This window comes from Neolewinella aurantiaca, assembly GCF_008014675.1.
In the GTDB taxonomy this organism is placed as follows: domain Bacteria; phylum Bacteroidota; class Bacteroidia; order Chitinophagales; family Saprospiraceae; genus Neolewinella; species Neolewinella aurantiaca.
In genome coordinates, this window is record NZ_VOXD01000016.1 from 93,873 (window position 1) to 110,589 (window position 16,717).

Annotated in this window: 18 protein-coding genes; 11 read left to right on the top strand and 7 right to left on the bottom strand. The window is 53.1% G+C overall.

The genetic code is table 11. From position 1 onward, the window contains the following. Positions 1-23 precede the first annotated feature (23 nt). Positions 24-1,145 (bottom strand): 4-hydroxythreonine-4-phosphate dehydrogenase PdxA, encoded by a 1,122-nt coding sequence (pdxA, locus tag FUA23_RS11710; protein ID WP_147930931.1) that lies wholly within the window; start codon positions 1,143-1,145, stop codon positions 24-26. 174 nt (positions 1,146-1,319) lie between these two features. Between pdxA and FUA23_RS11715 the strand changes: the two genes are divergently transcribed. Together FUA23_RS11715 and FUA23_RS11720 are read left to right on the top strand one after the other, a co-directional pair. After that, entirely contained in the window at positions 1,320-1,595 is a 276-nt protein-coding gene (locus tag FUA23_RS11715; protein ID WP_147930932.1) for a hypothetical protein, read from the top strand. A gap of 2 nt (positions 1,596-1,597) precedes the next feature. Continuing rightward, a complete protein-coding gene (locus FUA23_RS11720; protein WP_147930933.1) occupies positions 1,598-2,035 on the top strand; it encodes a hypothetical protein in 438 nt (145 codons plus the stop codon). Between the two features lies 1 nt (position 2,036). Here FUA23_RS11720 and aat read toward each other — a convergent pair whose 3' ends face one another. From aat to FUA23_RS11735, 3 genes are all read right to left on the bottom strand, one after another. After that, positions 2,037-2,720, bottom strand: coding sequence for a leucyl/phenylalanyl-tRNA--protein transferase (gene aat / locus FUA23_RS11725; RefSeq protein WP_147930934.1), 684 nt, complete (start codon positions 2,718-2,720; stop codon positions 2,037-2,039). A gap of 108 nt (positions 2,721-2,828) precedes the next feature. Next, positions 2,829-3,122, bottom strand: a complete 294-nt coding sequence (locus FUA23_RS11730; protein ID WP_147930935.1) for an ATP-dependent Clp protease adaptor ClpS — start codon at positions 3,120-3,122, stop codon at positions 2,829-2,831. A 30-nt stretch (positions 3,123-3,152) separates the two neighbouring features. Next, positions 3,153-3,620 (bottom strand): redoxin domain-containing protein, encoded by a 468-nt coding sequence (locus FUA23_RS11735; RefSeq protein ID WP_147930936.1) that lies wholly within the window; start codon positions 3,618-3,620, stop codon positions 3,153-3,155. Positions 3,621-4,000: 380 nt separating this feature from the next. Here FUA23_RS11735 and FUA23_RS11740 point away from each other — a divergent pair, with 380 nt between their 5' ends. From FUA23_RS11740 to FUA23_RS11755, 4 genes are all read left to right on the top strand, one after another. Continuing rightward, positions 4,001-4,519 (top strand): OmpH family outer membrane protein, encoded by a 519-nt coding sequence (locus FUA23_RS11740; protein ID WP_147930937.1) that lies wholly within the window; start codon positions 4,001-4,003, stop codon positions 4,517-4,519. 234 nt (positions 4,520-4,753) lie between these two features. Then, positions 4,754-5,260 (top strand): OmpH family outer membrane protein, encoded by a 507-nt coding sequence (locus FUA23_RS11745; protein WP_147930938.1) that lies wholly within the window; start codon positions 4,754-4,756, stop codon positions 5,258-5,260. Positions 5,261-5,407: 147 nt separating this feature from the next. Then, positions 5,408-6,223: a glutamate racemase gene (gene murI / locus FUA23_RS11750; RefSeq protein WP_147930939.1), complete on the top strand. Its 816-nt coding sequence runs from the start codon at positions 5,408-5,410 to the stop codon at positions 6,221-6,223. A gap of 46 nt (positions 6,224-6,269) precedes the next feature. Further along, complete coding sequence (locus tag FUA23_RS11755) at positions 6,270-6,740, top strand: DinB family protein (protein ID WP_147930940.1); 471 nt, start codon at positions 6,270-6,272, stop codon at positions 6,738-6,740. 36 nt (positions 6,741-6,776) lie between these two features. Here the strand turns inward: FUA23_RS11755 and FUA23_RS11760 are convergent, their stop codons facing one another. Both FUA23_RS11760 and FUA23_RS11765 read right to left on the bottom strand, forming a co-directional pair. Then, positions 6,777-7,196 carry a response regulator gene (locus tag FUA23_RS11760; protein WP_147930941.1) on the bottom strand — a complete coding sequence of 140 codons (420 nt, stop codon included), beginning with the start codon at positions 7,194-7,196 and terminating at the stop codon, positions 6,777-6,779. Between the two features lie 2 nt (positions 7,197-7,198). Further along, the gene (locus tag FUA23_RS11765) at positions 7,199-8,641 is read right to left on the bottom strand and encodes a sensor histidine kinase (RefSeq protein ID WP_147930942.1); all 1,443 of its coding nucleotides are present in this window, start codon (positions 8,639-8,641) and stop codon (positions 7,199-7,201) included. A 443-nt stretch (positions 8,642-9,084) separates the two neighbouring features. On the opposite strand from FUA23_RS11765, the gene pnp reads away from it, so the two are divergent. Next, positions 9,085-11,343, top strand: coding sequence for a polyribonucleotide nucleotidyltransferase (pnp, locus tag FUA23_RS11770; protein WP_147930943.1), 2,259 nt, complete (start codon positions 9,085-9,087; stop codon positions 11,341-11,343). Positions 11,344-11,366: 23 nt separating this feature from the next. Here pnp and FUA23_RS11775 read toward each other — a convergent pair whose 3' ends face one another. Next, complete coding sequence (locus FUA23_RS11775) at positions 11,367-11,651, bottom strand: hypothetical protein (RefSeq protein ID WP_147930944.1); 285 nt, start codon at positions 11,649-11,651, stop codon at positions 11,367-11,369. A gap of 82 nt (positions 11,652-11,733) precedes the next feature. On the opposite strand from FUA23_RS11775, the gene FUA23_RS11780 reads away from it, so the two are divergent. From FUA23_RS11780 to FUA23_RS11795, 4 genes are all read left to right on the top strand, one after another. Beyond that, complete coding sequence (locus FUA23_RS11780) at positions 11,734-12,114, top strand: hypothetical protein (protein WP_147930945.1); 381 nt, start codon at positions 11,734-11,736, stop codon at positions 12,112-12,114. A gap of 3 nt (positions 12,115-12,117) precedes the next feature. Next, complete coding sequence (locus FUA23_RS11785; RefSeq protein ID WP_147930946.1) at positions 12,118-12,372, top strand: hypothetical protein; 255 nt, start codon at positions 12,118-12,120, stop codon at positions 12,370-12,372. Positions 12,373-12,693: 321 nt separating this feature from the next. Continuing rightward, positions 12,694-15,348 (top strand): choice-of-anchor B family protein, encoded by a 2,655-nt coding sequence (locus FUA23_RS11790; protein ID WP_147930947.1) that lies wholly within the window; start codon positions 12,694-12,696, stop codon positions 15,346-15,348. A gap of 93 nt (positions 15,349-15,441) precedes the next feature. Beyond that, positions 15,442-16,449 carry an NADP-dependent oxidoreductase gene (locus FUA23_RS11795; protein ID WP_147930948.1) on the top strand — a complete coding sequence of 336 codons (1,008 nt, stop codon included), beginning with the start codon at positions 15,442-15,444 and terminating at the stop codon, positions 16,447-16,449. Positions 16,450-16,717: the final 268 nt, after the last annotated feature.

The window sequence follows — 16,717 nt, forward strand, 5'->3', positions numbered from 1 at the left end:
GGCGTGTTTCTGCCTTTACTGACTTACTTTTTACGTGAGCCTCCCTTGCGCGGTCCTCCGCCGGGTTTACCACCTCCTTTTCCGCCTTTGGGCTTGCGTTTGTACACAAGGTGCATCCTGCTGGTAAGTGGGTTGGCGCTGTCTTCGGTATGGCGCTCACGGTTAAGGAAAGCCTGGCGCGCTACAAACATGGCCGAAATGAAAGATGCCGGATCAGCCTCGTCTTTGCCGACAATGTCATAAGCCGTACCGTGGTCGGGGCTGGTACGAATGCCGGGCAGCCCGGCGGTAAAATTGACACCTTTGCCGAAGCTGAGTGCTTTGAATGGAATCAATCCCTGATCGTGGTACATGGCCAGAACTGCATCGTAAGTGTTCTGCTTGCCAGAACCGAAAAAGCCATCGGCGGGGAAAGGGCCCATCGCAAGGATGCCCTTCTTTTTGGCTTCTTCCACGGCTGGCCGGACAACTTCGATGTCCTCTTTCCCGATGCGCCCCTGGTCTCCGCCGTGTGGGTTGAGGGAGAGCACAGCGATGACGGGCCGGTTGATCCCGAAATCTGCCCGCAGGCTTTCGTCCATAATTTTCAGCTTCTTAAGGATGGCCGTCTTGGTAACGGCTTTGGCCACCTCGGCAACGGGAATGTGGTTGGTGACTACTCCAACCCGCAGATCATCAGTAACCAAAAACATGAGGCTTTCGTCGGCGCCCAGTTCCTTGGTCAGCATTTCGGTGTGGCCGGGGTAGGGGAATGCATCCGCGGGCATCACCGATTTATTGATCGGAGCTGTAATCAGGGCGTCTAACTGCCCGTCTTTGAGCTCGGCTACGGCCCTGGCCAGCGAAGCGGCCGCTGCGCGGCCGCCAGACTCGGTTGCCTCGCCAGGAGTGAACTCCAGGCCGGCCGGTAAACATTCCACGAGGTTGATGAAGCCGTCTTCGGCATCTTCTGCTTTGTCTATCGTTTCGTAAGCAAACTCAGGAGCGTCATCTGCTGGTTCGTACTGGCGCATAGCAGCAGCCGAAGCATAAATCACGGGCGTGAATACCTCAAGGATACCCTCTCTGGTAAGTGATTTTATGACAACTTCCGGTCCGACTCCGTTCACGTCACCGATTGAAATTCCTATGCGTAGTGGTTCCATGGCGCGAAGATAACACACCCAAAATAAGCACGTTTGAGAAAGCGCCTTCCGGTACCTGCATGAAGCCAGTTTCATAGCACCCGGCTGCGCCCTCAATCTCACTTAGGTATAGTCGTTACAGCTACCGTCGGTGGTAGGTTATCTGCTTGTTTCGGGTTGTATTACCTTTGCCGAATGCGATTAGTAATCTTATTTCTGGCAAGTCTTTCGCTGGCATTGGCAGCTTGTTCCTCGGATAGTAAAGAGAACGTCAATATCCGCCTGACGATGGATGAGCGCGAACGAATTGATGACCTTGTTGGTGAAGCAATGGATAGCATCCGACCGCTTTATGACAGCCTCTGTAAGGCAGACTTTTCTGATCGCGTAGCTGTAGCTACCGATAGTATTGTACAACGTATGCTGGAAGAAGAGGCCCGTCTGCGTGCACGTATCCCCCAAAACCAGTAACGATGAACCTGAAGTACCACCACCTCAGCCTGCTGCTCGTCTTATTCGTTATGGGAACAGGGTGTATGCCGGACGATCTGGATTCCGACGCCCACGTAATGGAAAAATTTCGTGAGCGGATAGCTGATCTGACCCGTAACCTTGAACGCGATTGTAACGGAGACGTTCTGGAGGAAGCTATGCGCAGGGCCGATTCATTGCTCCTCGACCGGGCCAAAAGAATCCGCCGGATTGAAGGCCGCCCGCCACGTCCTGGTCGCCCCGGAGCCCCTCCGGTCAAAGAACTTTCGTCTCCTCTCCCTTTACGTCCGCTTTTTCCCTTCGAGATCCGGTTCGATACGCTTCTGCGGGACAGCTTGCTGCTGGACTCATTGCACCTCGACAGCATAGACCGGGGGCTTCTGCCTGAGGTTGAAATCGATCTGGAAGACGAGAATTAGTTTACTGCCATTTCCCTCTGACCGAGGCTTCCTCCCGGATGGGGCCCAGCAGTTCGAGAAAGTCTGGCCGGGAGATCGGTTCTCCGCCAAGCGACTTCAGGTGGCTTGTTTCCTGCTGGCAATCAATCACACGGTAGCCCTCACTCTTCAGTCTGCGTACCAGGCTGATGAAGGCAAATTTGCTGGCGTTAGGCCGGAGGTGAAACATGCTTTCACCGAAGAAGACCTTACCGAGGGCGAGCCCGTAAAGCCCACCCACCAGCTCGTCTCCGTCGTAAACTTCCACACTGTGCGCAAGGCCCATTTCGTGCAGGCCTACATAGCCCTTGATCAAATCATCGGTGATCCAGCTTCCCCATTGTCCGGGGCGGTAGGTTTCCCGGCAGTGGTTCATCACGGTCCGGAACTGAGTGTCGTACCGGACGGTAAACTTTTGCTGGTTAAAGTAAGGTCGCATGCTTTTGCTCACTTTGAGCTTGTCGGGGTAGAGCACGAACCTCGGATCGGGATGCCACCAAAAGATGGGCTCGTTGTCGCTAAACCAAGGGAAATACCCCAGGTGGTAAGCATTAAACAACCATTCGGGGGTCAGGTCTCCACCAAAACAAGCGGGTGCGTCGCCGTTGGTAAGGAGAGGGTCTGGGAAGAGTTCGGGAAAACGGGGGTCGAGGCGAAAAATTGCCATATCGGGAATCAAGTAATCAGAGTAGTTAAACAGTCGTGTAGCCAGATAGCCTGAGCCAAACCTGATTGTTTGGTCGGCCACAAAGTAACTGCCTGACGACAAAACTGTTTATCTTCCTTCGATTACTGCCGAGAGGCCCCGGTCTACCAGGGCTTCACGTTTGGGCCGCAACTCTGCCATCGCTGCAGATTTTACGGTGGCCTTGCCTTTAAAATGAATCAACATCGCTAGTTGCTCGCTCTGTTGAGAGGAATGGCCGAGGATTTCCTCGAAGCTTTTCATTACCCAATCAAAGGTATTGTGATCGTCGTTGTACACGATCAGGTCAGCTGGTTCGCCGGAACCAACTTCAATTTCTTCTTCGAGTAAGACATCTTCCTGGGGGGCGTGTGCGTATAACATACTGGTTGGCAATCTTTTGGACGAAAACGATCAGAGTGTACTCAAAGTTTCCTTTACCGCGGCAAAGTTAGGCAAATCACCGGCAGATTCAAGAACTTCGGCGTAACGGATTACACCGGCGGCATCTACAACAAAGGCAGAGCGCTTTGATACGCCTTCCATCGCAAAGACAAAAGTATCGTAGAGGGAACCGTACTGACGGCTGACTTCTTTGTTGAAATCACTTAGCAGCGGGAAGTTCAGGTTTTCTGATTCCTTGAATTTTGCCAGAGTGAACGGGCTGTCTACACTGATGGCCACTACGTCGGTATTCATACCGTTAAATTCGGTCAGGGCATCGCGCATGGTACACAATTCTTCCGTGCAGGTGCCGGTAAAGGCGAGCGGGAAAAAGAGAACGACAACGTTTTTTCCGGAGTAGTCGCTCAGGCTTACCTCGCTGGTATCGCTGGCGTGAAGGGTAAACAGTGGGGCTTTGTCTCCTACTTTGAGTGCCATAGTGGTGTTGATTTAGTTTATGGTGTTGAATACATAATTGGACGGATTTTGTTCTGTACCTGCTTCCCTTTTAAGCGGCGCGGTCGCAGGTGCAATGGAAAGGATTGAAGAGCGGGAGACCTCTCGTTTAAGCTGGTTTAGGAGAGCAAATACAAACTTTATGCCCCGAAAAGGCCCACGGCGCTCGTTAATTTTAAGTTAAACACCATATTCTGATCAGGCGCACGTTTGGGTTTAGTTGTCTGTTTTACAGTAGTTTGCGTTGTTTTTTGAACTCTTAAAACTATCGCAATGGCGTAACTTCAGCTCCCCTGAAGCGTCTATTAGGTAGACGGTCCGAAGCGGCCAACTTACTTTTGAACCCTCAAATAAGCTTACTTATGCGTATCCGTACCTTTCTCCTCATAGCCGTATTTGCCATAGCAGGCTTCGGCAGCTCACTCTCCGCTCAGAAAATTGCCTCCGTTGATATGGAGAAAATTCTCGGCAGCATCACTGAATACCAGGACGCCCAGGAGCAGTTAGATCAACTCGCCGCCAAGTGGCAGCAGGATATCAGTCAGCAGTACGACGCCATCAAGGGCATGTACAGCAAGTACCAGGCCGAGCAGGTATTGCTGAGCGAAGACCAGCGCACCAAGCGCGAAGACGAAATCATTGCCAAAGAGCAGTCAGTTCAGAAGATGCAGCGCGAGCGCTTCGGCCCCGAAGGAGCCCTCTTCCAGCGCCGTCAGGAACTCGTTAAGCCCATTCAGGATGCCGTCTATGAAGCTATCGAAAACTACGCATCCACGCGTGGCTACGACTTCATCTTCGATCGTGCAGGATCTGCTGGCATCATCTTCGCTAACGATACGTACGATAAGACCGACGACATCCTGCGTGCACTCAAGAACTAAGCACCAGAAGTCAGCAGCCAGGAACCAGATATCAAGAGTCAGGAGTTAGGAGACAGCGTACTAACTCCCTGTTCCTTGCTGCTGGTTCCTGACCTCTGGCTTCCCGCCCTTAAAGTTATTCCCTTTGTCCCAAAACCAACCAACCGGGGCATACTCTAAACATGTCTTTTACCGGATGCAGGTTTTTCGTACCTTTGCGCCCGCTAAAAAATGGCAACTACTCAACTAATTCAAATGCAAAAGTTTTTCCAATTGGCCGTTGTGGCCCTGCTGCTCCTCGCCGCTACCACCACTGCCTCCGCCCAGAAATTCGGTTACGTAAACTCTCAGGCTATCCTCGCCGAGATGCCGGAAATGAAAGCTGCTGAGTCTAACCTCGAAGGCCTTCAGAAACAACTCCAGAAAAAAGGCCAGGCGATGGTCACTAGTTTCCAGACCGACGTGCAGGCCCTCCAGGCCAAAGCACAAGCCGGTGAGCTCACTCCCAAGCAGCAGAACGATGAGTCTGCCAAGCTGGAGAAGCGCCAGGCCGAAATTGGCAAGTTCGAGCAGGACATGGTAAGTGACCTGCAGAAGAAGCGTACTGAACTGCTCGAGCCTATCTACGAAAAGGTAAACGACGCCATCAAAGCCGTTGCCGAAGAAGGAGGCTACCAGTTCATCTTCGATCAGCAGGTACTGCTTTACGGTCAGGAAACTTCTGACGTAAGCACGGCTGTTAAAGCCAAGCTCGGTATGTAATTACCCGGGTTGCAGGTTTGCAAACCTGAATGGTTTGCAGCATCCGGTAACCACCTGGCCCGCGAATTCCTTAACCGGAGTTCGCGGGCCTTTTTGTGTATAACTTTGTACCCCCGGCAAGCACATTCAGGTGCTGCCTCCCGAACCATGACCAACTCCCCCATCGGCATATTCGACTCCGGTATTGGCGGGCTGTCCGTAGCGACAGCAATGGCAGAGCTGTTGCCCGAAGAATCGTTGCTGTACGTTGCCGACAATGCCTACGCTCCCTACGGCCCGCGGTCCGCAGAGAGTATTCTGGAGCGAAGCAGGAAGATCACAGGTTTCCTGCTGGCGGAAGGGGCAAAGATGATCGTAGTCGCCTGTAATACGGCCACAAGCATCGCCATTGATGCCCTACGGGAAGAATTCCCCGAGGTCCCGTTTGTGGGGATGGAGCCGGCCGTGAAGCCCGCAGCTAAAGCAGGCAGGGTAGGGGTGCTGGCAACAGCCGCAACCCTGGGCAGTTCCCGTTACCTTACGCTACGCGATAAGCACCTGAAGGGGAAAGAAGTCTACGAAAACGCCTGCGTAGGGTTGGTTCCGCTGATCGAAGAAGGGCCTGCGGTGGAGGTAGCTCTCAGCGCAAAGCTGGCGTCAATTCTTGATCCGATGCTGGCGGAAGGGGTAGATGCGATAGTGCTTGGCTGTACCCATTATCCGTTGATCAAGGATGAAATTCAGGCTGTTTGCGGCGTAGGAGTAAACATAATTGATCCGTCACCGGCAGCGGCACGTCAGGTTGAACGCTTATTGCTACAACACAACCTTTTTACTTTGCCTTCAGAAACCCCACCCGGCACCTGCGGCCCCGCCCATATTTTTATGACGACCGGCCGGAGTATTTCTTTGCAGCGGGTACTGCTTCAACTCGCCAACCTTAACGGCAAACGGAAACTGGTGGTGCCGCGTGTTTCCTTTTAATCCGGCTTGATGGCGATTATATTTCAGTGCTGACTATCTTGCGCGAATGAGCAAGCAACCCGAACATAAACTGGCCTATTTACTGGCCGCCCGCAAAAACATACTCCGCATTTTTGAGGCGCATGACCTTGAGCAGCTGAACGAAATTCCACCCGGGTTTAACAACAATCTCGTCTGGAATGCCGGCCACGTAGTGGCGACGATGGAACTTTTGCTGTACGCTTTGTCGGGGCAGAAGACACCCTCCGGCCGCGATTTTATCGACCGTTACCGGAAAGGCACCCGCCCCGAAGCTCCCGCAAGCCAGGAAGAATGTGACCTGATTGCAAAGCAGCTGATCGCGGGCGTGGAACAATTAAGCAAAGACCTTGAGGTTGAGGATTTCAGCAACTTCAAAGAGTACACGACCAGTTTTGGCGCTACGCTCAAAAACGTGGGCGAAGCAATGGATTTCAACAACATGCACGAAGCGATGCACCTTGGTACGATGATTTCGTTGCGAAATCAGCTGAAGTAAAACAGTTAAACCTGAGAGGAATTCACTCAGGTCGCTCTAAAAGTAATCGGGGAAATGTTTGCTGATGATGGCCATCAGCTTCTCCTCGGTGAGTGGCTTTTCGGTGAAATCGGCCAAGTGAGGATATTTGCGTGCTTTTTCCTGATCGCGCGGCGCGGTAGAGGTGGTGAGCATCGTCAGGACCATCCGTGCTTTGCGGTCCTCGATCAGTTTTTCGTATTCATCCAGGAATTCCCAACCGTTCATGACGGGCATATTGATATCCAGAAAAATAAGGTCTGGTTTAGGGTAGGTTTCGTCAGCAAGAACAGTGTTGAGATAATCAAGGCCTTCCTGGCCATTCTCCTTGACAACGATGTCTTCCGTTACGTCTGCTTTCTTTATACGTCGTTGATGGATAAAGTTGTCGGCTGCTGAGTCGTCAATTAGTAGAATTCGGTTTAATTTTTTTTTCATTGTCATTTTGGAGGGGTTAAATTCTTGGGCAGTGTCAGGTAAAATGTGGTGCCCTGACCGGGGCTTGAAATGACGGAAATTTTGCCGCCGTGCCTTTCGAGGATTTTGCGACAAAATGCAAGGCCTATTCCGTGCCCGCTGTAGCTGCCGGCTTCGTTCACCCTGGAGAACATCTGGAAAATTTTACCCAGGGCGGCTTCGTTCATGCCGATGCCTTTATCCTTAACACCGATCTTCAGCAGAGATGTTTCATTCGGAACCTGAAAAATTTCAATATGTGGTGATTCTCCTTTTTTGACAAACTTCAGAGCGTTGCTGATCAGGTTCTGGAAAACCTGGGTTATCTCGATAGGATAGGCGTTTAGAACAGGCAGGTCGTGCACTATTATCTTTGCCTTTGTTTCGCTGATTTTGGCATCGAGCTGTTGAAGTACGTTGGCCACGATGTTGTTCAGGTCTACCTTTGTGAGAGCACTGCCTCTGCCCAGTTGACTGTAACGCAGGAGTGTTTCGATCATGATCCGCATCCTGTCTGTCGCTTCATGAATGAAGCCAAAGTAAATTTTACCGTCTTCTCCGATAACCTCGCCGTGGTCCTCTTCAATGATGTCAATGAAATTGGTAACCGTTCTGAGCGGTTCCTGCAAATCATGAGAGGCGATGTAAGCGAAGTGGTCGAGGTCTTCGTTTTTGTCCTTAAGGTCTGCAATCAGGTTGTTTTTGTCTTTCTCGGCCTGGCGGCGGATGGCAATCTCTGATTCTTTCTCTCCGAGGGTGTTTTCGAGGTGAGTAATGAGGGGGCGCAGGCGGGAGTAAAGGAAATAGAGGATGACAAACATCCCCACAAAAATGATGATCCGGAGAACCATGTCGAGGTTGAACAAGCTCTGAACTACGGCGATTTTGGCGTCTACTTCGGCCTGTTCGGATTGCTTGAGTACTTCGATTTCCTGCCGGATAGAATCCATTATGGCCTTTCCGTTGTCGAGGGCTACAATTGACACTGCGCCGAGGGAGTCTCCGGCTCGTCGCATCCCGATGGTAGCGGTGAGCTCTTCGTATCTTCTCCGGATGAGCAGGGTGAGGAGGTGGAAGCGGTTCTGGTCTTTGCCCGCTTCAATGAATTTGCTCAGTTGAGCGAGGGCTTCGGGGGTGGCCTCCAGGGAAGAGATGTAAGGTTCAAGGTATTGTTCATCTCCGGTGAGGAGGTAGCCACGCTGTCCGGTTTCGGCATCCTGAACGGAAGAAAGCAAAGAATGAAGGGACCGCTCCAGATTCATTGCTTTTATTACTGCCTGGCGCGAGCGGCCGGTTGCGGCCTGAGTTGCCAGAGCTGCAGCAAGAACTACTACGAGCAACAGTGTAGCAATAATTACGCTCCGGAAAACCCGGGAGCGTTCTTTGGCTGGACTGATTCTGAAACTTTGAAGGCCGGATAGGGGCATTGTGAAAATGTATAGTTAGCAATTACGTCATGTCAAGTTAAGGGAGTAGGTTCGGTCAGTAGTGTAAAATCAGTTAATAATTTTATACCGATAATTCCTTATCTTCGCGGCGAAATAAATTGACCAAAAGATTGAGGCCACAAACGTGTGGCTGCCGCCGGTTCATAAAGCGGACCACCGGCGGGATGCAGACTATGACGCGTGTACACGCGATAAACGCAATCAGGCGTTCCTTCTCCCTCCCCCTTCCAAGGCTGTTTATTGTTGAGTTAGTGAGCTACAGCTTTACTGAGTTGCTGCCGCGTACCCCTTTCGCGACGTCATGTTTGTCTGTTCGGGGCAAACAAATCCGGCGCTGTGAATAGTAATAGCGGAACCAGCTCCCGGGCTGGATGGTTCACTAATTCACTAATTTGAATAACTAACCAAGTCATATATATACCATGGGTAATAAGACCCCAATGACGGTAAACTTCGCCCTGCCCAACGGCCGCGACGTTACCATCGAAACCGGAAAGCTGGCCACTCAGGCCGATGGTTCCGTCGTCGTAAAGTGTGGAAAGACCATGCTTTTCTGTTCCGTAGTCTCTTCTACTTCCGTACGCGAGGGCCAGTCGTTTTTCCCCCTCAGCGTTGACTACCAGGAGAAATTCGCTGCAGCAGGTCGTATCCCCGGCAACTTCTTCCGCCGGGAGACGCGCCTGAACGATTACGAAATCCTCATCAGCCGTATCGTTGACCGGGCCATCCGTCCGCTCTTCCCGAAGGGCTACATGTTCGACACACAGGTTATCATCAATCTGATCAGCCTCGACCCCGAGGTGATGCCGGACGCCCTTGCCGGCCTTGCGGCATCTGCGGCACTGATGGTCTCCAATATCCCATTCGCTGGCCCGATCTCCGAGTGCCGTGTGGCACGCATCGACGGTGAGTACGTTGTCAACCCTGATCGTTCTGCACTTAGCGAGGCAGACCTCGACCTCATCGTCGCAGCCGATGCCGACAACATCATGATGGTGGAGGGCGAAGGCAAAGAAGTGGATGAAAAAGCAATCATCGAAGCCCTCAAAGTTGGACACGAAGCCATCAAGGTACAGTGTAAAGCTCAGCTCGAACTGCGCGAACTGGTAGGCGACAAAGCCATCACCCGCGACGTCGAGATCCACGAGATCCCCGAAGATATCCTCACCTACGTAGAAGGGAAAGTGAAGGAAGCAGTACAGGGTGTTGCTCGTGGCGCCCTCAACAAGCAACAACGTAAAGACGCCTTCAAGCAGGTAAAAGCCGACTACAAAGAGGCTGTACTTGAAGAAAAAGGCGAAGAATGGTACGCTGAAAACAAAGAAGACCTTTCGGCTGCCTACGACAAAATCCAGAAGAAGACCATCCGTGATCTGATGCTGAACGAGAGCCTCCGTCTCGACGGTCGTAAGTTCGATCAGGTGCGTGATATCTGGACCGAGATCGACTACCTGCCGGCAGCTCACGGATCCGCCATCTTCAACCGTGGCGAAACTCAGGCCCTGACCAGTCTTACCCTCGGTACGAAGACCGATAAGCAGATGGTCGACATCGCTTACGAAAACAGCTTTGCTGACTTCATCCTTCATTACAACTTCCCCGCTTACTCTGTAGGTGAGACCAAGCCGATGCGTGGTCCGGGACGTCGTGAAGTTGGTCACGCCAACCTCGCTCAGCGCTCTATCCGTCAGGTACTGCCCGACGAGATGACCCACACTATCCGTATCGTTTCCGACATCATGGAGTCTAACGGTTCCAGTTCTATGGCAACGGTTTGTGCGGGCTCTATGGCCCTCATGGACGGCGGCGTTCAACTCAAGCGCCCCGTAGCCGGTATCGCGATGGGTATGGTTGCCGAAGGCGGCAAGATTGCTATCCTTTCCGACATCCTCGGCGACGAAGATGCCCTCGGAGATATGGACTTCAAACTGACCGGTACCGAGAAAGGTATCACGGCCTGCCAGATGGACATCAAGATCGACGGTCTTCCGTACGAGCAACTCGAACAAGCCCTCGATCAGGCCCGCGAAGGCCGCCTCCACATCCTCGGCGAAATGGCGAAGACCATTTCTGCTCCGGCTGAAGATCTCAAGCCGCACGCTCCACGTATCGTGAAGCTGATCATCGAGAAGTCTTACATCGGTGCCGTGATCGGACCTGGCGGTAAGATCATCCAGGAACTGCAGGAAATGACCGGTACCAACATCAACATCGATGAGATCGATGGTAAGGGCCACATCTCCATTGCTTCCAATGACAAAGCTGCGATTGATGACGCCGTTGCGCGGATCAAGAAGATCACCTTCACCCCTGAAGTTGGTGGCGTTTACACCGGTACGGTCAAGACGATCATGCCTTACGGTGTATTTGTTGGCTTCGAAGGCGGTAAGGACGGCCTGCTCCACGTATCGGAGATGAGCCACACCCGCATCGACAACGTTGAAGACGCCTTCAGCGAAGGCGATGAAGTTACCTTCAAGATCGTTGACATCGACGAGCGTACCGGTAAGCTTCGCCTTAGCCGCAAAGCCATCATGCCCCGCGCCGACGGAACCATCCCGACCGATGAAGAGCTCGAAGCTGAGCGTAAAGCCGCCAAGGACCGCCCACGCCGCGACCGCGGTGACCGCGGTGACCGCCGTGGTGGACGCGACCGTCGTGACCGCCCGCGCCGCGACTAGACGATCGACTGATTCAGCAGTCGCTACGAGTTGAGCAACTGTTTGATCGGGTGATTGCCTGACATAAAAAACGCCGCTTCTTCCTTCGGGAAGAAGCGGCGTTTTTGTTTGGGTATAATACTATTGAGAGTTACCGGTAGAGGCCTAATTGAAACACAGGAATGAGGGTAAATACGGTCTTTATTGATTGTGAATATTTGGAGATAAGAGAAAACAAGTTGTGATTTATTTGCACCTCCCCCCCCCTTTCCTGCCCTATATTTATGTTGTTGATCGCCCAAATATTCTTTTTGTGGTGTTTTTTTCATTCTTTAAATGATAAACCTATGCGAATTTTGTTTATTCGTTTGCTCTCTATTGGTGTCTTGCACAACAGATAGTGATAAAACGATGCTGACCAGCGACCTATTAGAGCAAAAGATATTGGCGGATGACGAGTTTAAATCCGTTATTGTCGCACACTATGATTTCATCAATCTTGAGCGGGCAGATCGTTTTGGACATGGCGTTTCTTTGCCTGGCACTGACTGGGCGCTTATTGAGCAAAGTCCGGAGCGTGCATCAGAAAGATTCGAGGCCGCCGGGTATCCAAACGCTAAACTTATTGGTAACGCTTATCAAAAGGTCAAAGAATTCGGTCCGGTAGTAAGCGAACGTTACGGTGATTTCATCGCCGAATTCACACCGGATCAATTAGAGGCCGCAGTGGCCGCAGTTGAAGAAAAAATGAATGTTGGTGAGCAGCGTATTACTAAACCTGAAAACGAATAGACTATGAAAACTTTAATAACGATTGTAATATTTTGCTTGTGCTTTGCACTACCTGCGCTTGCCGATGCGAAGGCTAACTGTGCGGGAGAGTTCTCAATAGGATTTGGGGAATGCCAGGATTTATACGGTGAAACTGTTTTGCAAAGCATGGGGATTACTCCGGGCAACCCCAATTGTTCAGGTAGTTGTGCTGATGAACGTGTTTCGTGTGAAGGTTCGGTTGACCGCACCTACGAAAGATGTATTGCGGAACTGTGATGTTAGGTACTTCCCAGATGTTACTATATTCTACTCTTCTTTAAAGAGATACTATTAGAATAATGAAAGTCGCCTTTCCACCTTGGGGAGGCGGCTTTCGTTGTTCGGTAGGTCTTCAGGCTGCTGCTCGGTGTGTTTCTCCTCTCCCGGGGGCATCCGCAGGAAGCCGCGCAGTTAAAATGGCGGGGAAAGGGTATTTGTGGAATTCGTGAGACACCGTGACCGACGAAAAGATGATTCGTCCTATTCTACGTAAATTCACGTTGGTTGCGGTACTGCACGTATTCCCGTTTCCGCTTCTTATCTCCAGTTCTCTGTTTTATGAATCGCTTCCTCACCACCCTGCTCTTTATCAGCTTTCTTTGCACCTGCGTCAGCGCCCAGGTCGGCTTCAATACGACGCTGCGCGACCAGATTGACTACAGCCCTCCGGGGATGACCCAAACGGCAAACGACCTGAACGATGTTTGGGGTTACGTGGCGCCCGATGGGACTGAGTACGCTCTGGTGGGCCTGCGGAACCGCATCTCCATCGTCAGTCTCGCCGATCCGGATAATATCGTGGAGGTTGCATCCGTAGCGGGGGCGACTTCCATCTGGCGAGACATCAAAACTTACGGCGACCATGCTTATGTAGTTGCGGATCAGGGGGCGGATGGCATTCTTTCGATTGACCTCTCGAACCTTCCCGCCAGTGTAAGCTCGGTGAACTATAATACGGCCAATACGAGCGGTGCCGACCTGACCCGGGCACACAATATTTATATCGACGAGCCGAACGGTCTGGCTTATATCGCCGGCGCTAACGTCAACAGCGGCGGAATGGTGATTTACGACGTGGCGACCACGCCGGGCGTGCCGGCCTTCGTAGCTTTTGCCCCCGCCGTGTACGCCCACGATGTGTACGTGCAAGACGACGTTATGTACGCCAGTGAAATCAACGGCGGGGAACTGACCCTCTACGACGTCAGTAACCCGCAAAACATCACCGAAATCGGGGCTACTAACACCCCCTTCAACTTTACGCACAACGCCTGGGCCGACGCGAGCGGCAACTATGTATTCACCACCGACGAGCGCGCGAACGCTCCGGTAGCCGCCTACGATATCAGCGACCTCAATGATATTATGCTCATCGATGAGTTCCGGCCCGCCCGCAGCCTCGGGAGCGGTATGATCCCCCACAACGTTCACGTGCAGGATGACTACCTCGTCATTAGCAGCTACACTGACGGCATCGAGGTGGTGGATGCATCGATACCCGATAACCTGGTCGAAGTGGCTTACTTCGATCACTGGACCGGCAGCGACGGGGGCTTCAACGGTAGTTGGGGTGCCTATCCTTTCCTGCCTTCCGGCCTCATACTGTCTACCGACATCAGCAACGGCCTTTTCGTAATCGAAGCCGACTACCAGCGCGCGGCGAGGCTGCGCGGAGTGGTTACCGATGCGGACAACGGCAGTAACCTCAACGGAGTGAACATCACTATCGCCAGCGCACAAAACGTAGCGGCCGGCTCCGATGCCCTGGGGCGCTACAAGACAGGAATCGGTTCCACCGGCACCTTCACGGTCACCTATTCCCTGGCGGGATACAACAGCGAGTCGTTTGAGCTCTCTTTCGCGCCCGGTACGGAACTTATTCAGGACGTACAGCTGACGCGAAAAGTACAGGTGGCCGTTACCGGCAACGTTACGTCTACAGAAGACGGGGGCACGGTCGCAGGTGCAGAGGTGAGGATGACTGGCGAAGACGGTACAACAGAAGACGTCTCTGACGGCGCCGGACTGGTCGATTTCGGACTGCTGTTCACCGGCCAGTACGAGACTTTCGCGGGAGCCTGGGGTTTTCGCGATGTTGGTCAGAGCGTGAGCGTTACGGGCAATGAGGCCCTCAGTTTCCAGCTGGAGCCGGGTTACCACGACGGCTTTGCCGTCGACCAGGGCTGGACGGTCAGCGGTGACGCTACCACCGGTGCCTGGGAGCGGGGTGTTCCCGTAGGCACCTCCTTCGGCGGAGTGCCAGCCAACCCTGGCGTAGACGCGGAGGGGGATGTCGGTAACCTGGCCTACGTCACCGGAAACGGTGGTGGTGGCGCGGGCAGCGACGACATTGACGGTGGCAACACCGTCCTGACCTCCCCCGTATTTGATCCGGCCGACATCAGTAACCAGGATATCCTCCTCACCTACGATTACTGGTTTTTCAACGATGGCGGCAGCACGGACCCCGACGATCAAATGACCGTTGCCATCACCAACGGCATCGCCACGGAAGTAATCAGGACCTACGACAATTCCACGGCCGTCAGCGCCGCGTGGACGACGGACAACTTCGCCTTTAGCGACCTCGGAATCGCCCTGACCGACAAAATGCGGATCATCTTCAACATCGGGGATACCGGCAACGGCCACCTGGTCGAGGGCGGGCTGGACAACTTTAGCCTCACGGCCCTGGCGAGGCTGCCGGTGACTTTGAGCAGTTTCACGGCTACGGCGGTCGCCAAGCAAACCGCCCGCCTCGAGTGGGTGACCGAGGAGGAGGACAATGCCAGTCACTTCGCGGTTCAGCGAAGTGCTGACGGGATCAACTTCGCGACCATCGGTGAGGTCGTTGCCGTTGGGGAGAGCTCCGTGTCCCAAACTTACTCCTTCGTGGACGCTGATGCTGCCGTTGGTGCGAATTTTTACCGCTTGGAGCAGGTGGACCGGGATGGGAGCAGCACGCTAAGTGAGGTGCGGTTGGTGAGCTTTGCGGGAAGTGAGGAGCTGGTGGTTTACCCTAATCCGGTGCAAGATCAGTTATGGATTTTGGGCGCGGACGCAGGTGCCGTGGAGGTTTATGAGAGCAGCGGACGGTTGGTGCGGCGGTTCCCCGCCGCGGAAGGCCAGGAAACCATCAACCTTGCTGACTTAGCCCCGGGCGTTTATTTAGTATCGGTGAATGGAAAAAGTACGCGGGTGGTCAAACGGTAGGCGTTCGCCATCACTTTGCATCCTGCGGCCGCGCCTGGTGAATAACGTTTTCTCCTCTCCCCGCCTTACCTTGCGCCTCTAAAATCAACGATCATGACCAACAAACAGCAAATCCTCGCCAAACGCCCCGTCGGCATGCCTGATGCCGAAACCTGGACTTTGACCACCACCGAAGTCCCCGAACTGAAAGAAGGCGAAGTCATCATTAAAAACCACTTTGTTTCCCTCGACCCCGCCATGCGCGGCTGGATGAACGACGCCAAGTCATACATTCCCCCGGTACAAATCGGGGAGGTGATGCGCGCCGGCACCATCGGCACCGTCGTTAAGGCCAACAAGCACCCTAAATACAAGAAAGGAGACGTACTTACCGGCTGGGGCGGCGTGCAGCAGTACACCATCACCGATGGTACAAACTATTACCCCGTAGACACCAACCTTGCTCCCATGCCTACCTACATCGGCACGCTCGGCATGCCGGGGATGACGGCTTACTTTGGTATTCTGGAAGTTGGTAAGATCAAGGAGGGCGACGTGGTGTTGGTCTCCGGCGCGGCGGGAGCAGTCGGTAGCGTTGTAGGCCAGATCGCCAAGATCAAGGGCTGTACCGTAGTCGGCATCGCCGGCGGCCCCGACAAGTGCCGGTATGTTGTTGAGGAACTGGGGTTCGACGCCTGTATCGACTACAAAAACGAAAACGTTCCCGCCGGCATCAAACAACATTGTCCTAAGGGTATTGACGTATACTTCGACAATGTCGGCGGCGAAATTCTCGACGCCGCCCTTGGCCGCCTGCGGATGCACGCCCGGGTAGTTATCTGTGGCGCCATCAGCCAATACAACAATAAGGAAAACGTCAAAGGCCCCAGCAACTACCTCTCCCTGCTTGTGAACCGCGCCACCATGCAGGGCATGGTCGTGATGGACTACGCCAAGGACTACCAGACCGCAGCTCAGGAAATGGGGCAGTGGATGATGGAAGGAAAGCTCAAGAGCAAAGAGGACATTTACGAAGGTATCGAGAACTTTCACGAAACGTTTCAACGGCTGTTTACCGGCGAGAAGAAAGGTAAGCTGGTGTTGAAGGTGATTGAGGAGTAGGTCAAAGTTTCGTTTGCAAAGACCGATTAAGGTTACCTGAGCTTTGTATACGCGTGTTGCCGGCGGCTTGAAGGCCGCCGGCAACACGCATTTAAGAATAGGGAGTTCCGTTTGTTGGCGTTGCTCCACTACGAATTCCGGACGGTTTAGCTTGCTGTCGCTCGTGGCTCCTCTTGCTGCGCGGTTTTGCCCGCAAACGGGAAAACCTATGTTTAAGGGGAAATGTAAGGCCTGAAGCACTCGCGTTTTTTATCTTTCTCCCACAAGC

Excerpts from the sequence above, each read along its gene's own strand:
- FUA23_RS11735 (WP_147930936.1), bottom strand. The coding sequence starts at position 3,620 with ATGGCACTCAAAGTAGGAGACAAAGCCCCACTGTTTACCCTTCACGCC.
- pdxA (WP_147930931.1), bottom strand. The coding sequence starts at position 1,145 with ATGGAACCACTACGCATAGGAATTTCAATCGGTGACGTGAACGGAGTC.
- FUA23_RS11730 (WP_147930935.1), bottom strand. The coding sequence starts at position 3,122 with ATGTTATACGCACACGCCCCCCAGGAAGATGTCTTACTCGAAGAAGAA.
- FUA23_RS11740 (WP_147930937.1), top strand. The coding sequence starts at position 4,001 with ATGCGTATCCGTACCTTTCTCCTCATAGCCGTATTTGCCATAGCAGGC.
- FUA23_RS11760 (WP_147930941.1), bottom strand. The coding sequence starts at position 7,196 with ATGAAAAAAAAATTAAACCGAATTCTACTAATTGACGACTCAGCAGCC.
- FUA23_RS11790 (WP_147930947.1), top strand. The coding sequence starts at position 12,694 with ATGAATCGCTTCCTCACCACCCTGCTCTTTATCAGCTTTCTTTGCACC.
- FUA23_RS11715 (WP_147930932.1), top strand. The coding sequence starts at position 1,320 with ATGCGATTAGTAATCTTATTTCTGGCAAGTCTTTCGCTGGCATTGGCA.
- FUA23_RS11765 (WP_147930942.1), bottom strand. The coding sequence starts at position 8,641 with ATGCCCCTATCCGGCCTTCAAAGTTTCAGAATCAGTCCAGCCAAAGAA.
- FUA23_RS11780 (WP_147930945.1), top strand. The coding sequence starts at position 11,734 with ATGCTGACCAGCGACCTATTAGAGCAAAAGATATTGGCGGATGACGAG.
- FUA23_RS11775 (WP_147930944.1), bottom strand. The coding sequence starts at position 11,651 with ATGAAAAAAACACCACAAAAAGAATATTTGGGCGATCAACAACATAAA.
- murI (WP_147930939.1), top strand. The coding sequence starts at position 5,408 with ATGACCAACTCCCCCATCGGCATATTCGACTCCGGTATTGGCGGGCTG.
- FUA23_RS11720 (WP_147930933.1), top strand. The coding sequence starts at position 1,598 with ATGAACCTGAAGTACCACCACCTCAGCCTGCTGCTCGTCTTATTCGTT.
- FUA23_RS11795 (WP_147930948.1), top strand. The coding sequence starts at position 15,442 with ATGACCAACAAACAGCAAATCCTCGCCAAACGCCCCGTCGGCATGCCT.
- FUA23_RS11785 (WP_147930946.1), top strand. The coding sequence starts at position 12,118 with ATGAAAACTTTAATAACGATTGTAATATTTTGCTTGTGCTTTGCACTA.
- pnp (WP_147930943.1), top strand. The coding sequence starts at position 9,085 with ATGGGTAATAAGACCCCAATGACGGTAAACTTCGCCCTGCCCAACGGC.
- FUA23_RS11745 (WP_147930938.1), top strand. The coding sequence starts at position 4,754 with ATGCAAAAGTTTTTCCAATTGGCCGTTGTGGCCCTGCTGCTCCTCGCC.
- FUA23_RS11755 (WP_147930940.1), top strand. The coding sequence starts at position 6,270 with ATGAGCAAGCAACCCGAACATAAACTGGCCTATTTACTGGCCGCCCGC.
- aat (WP_147930934.1), bottom strand. The coding sequence starts at position 2,720 with ATGGCAATTTTTCGCCTCGACCCCCGTTTTCCCGAACTCTTCCCAGAC.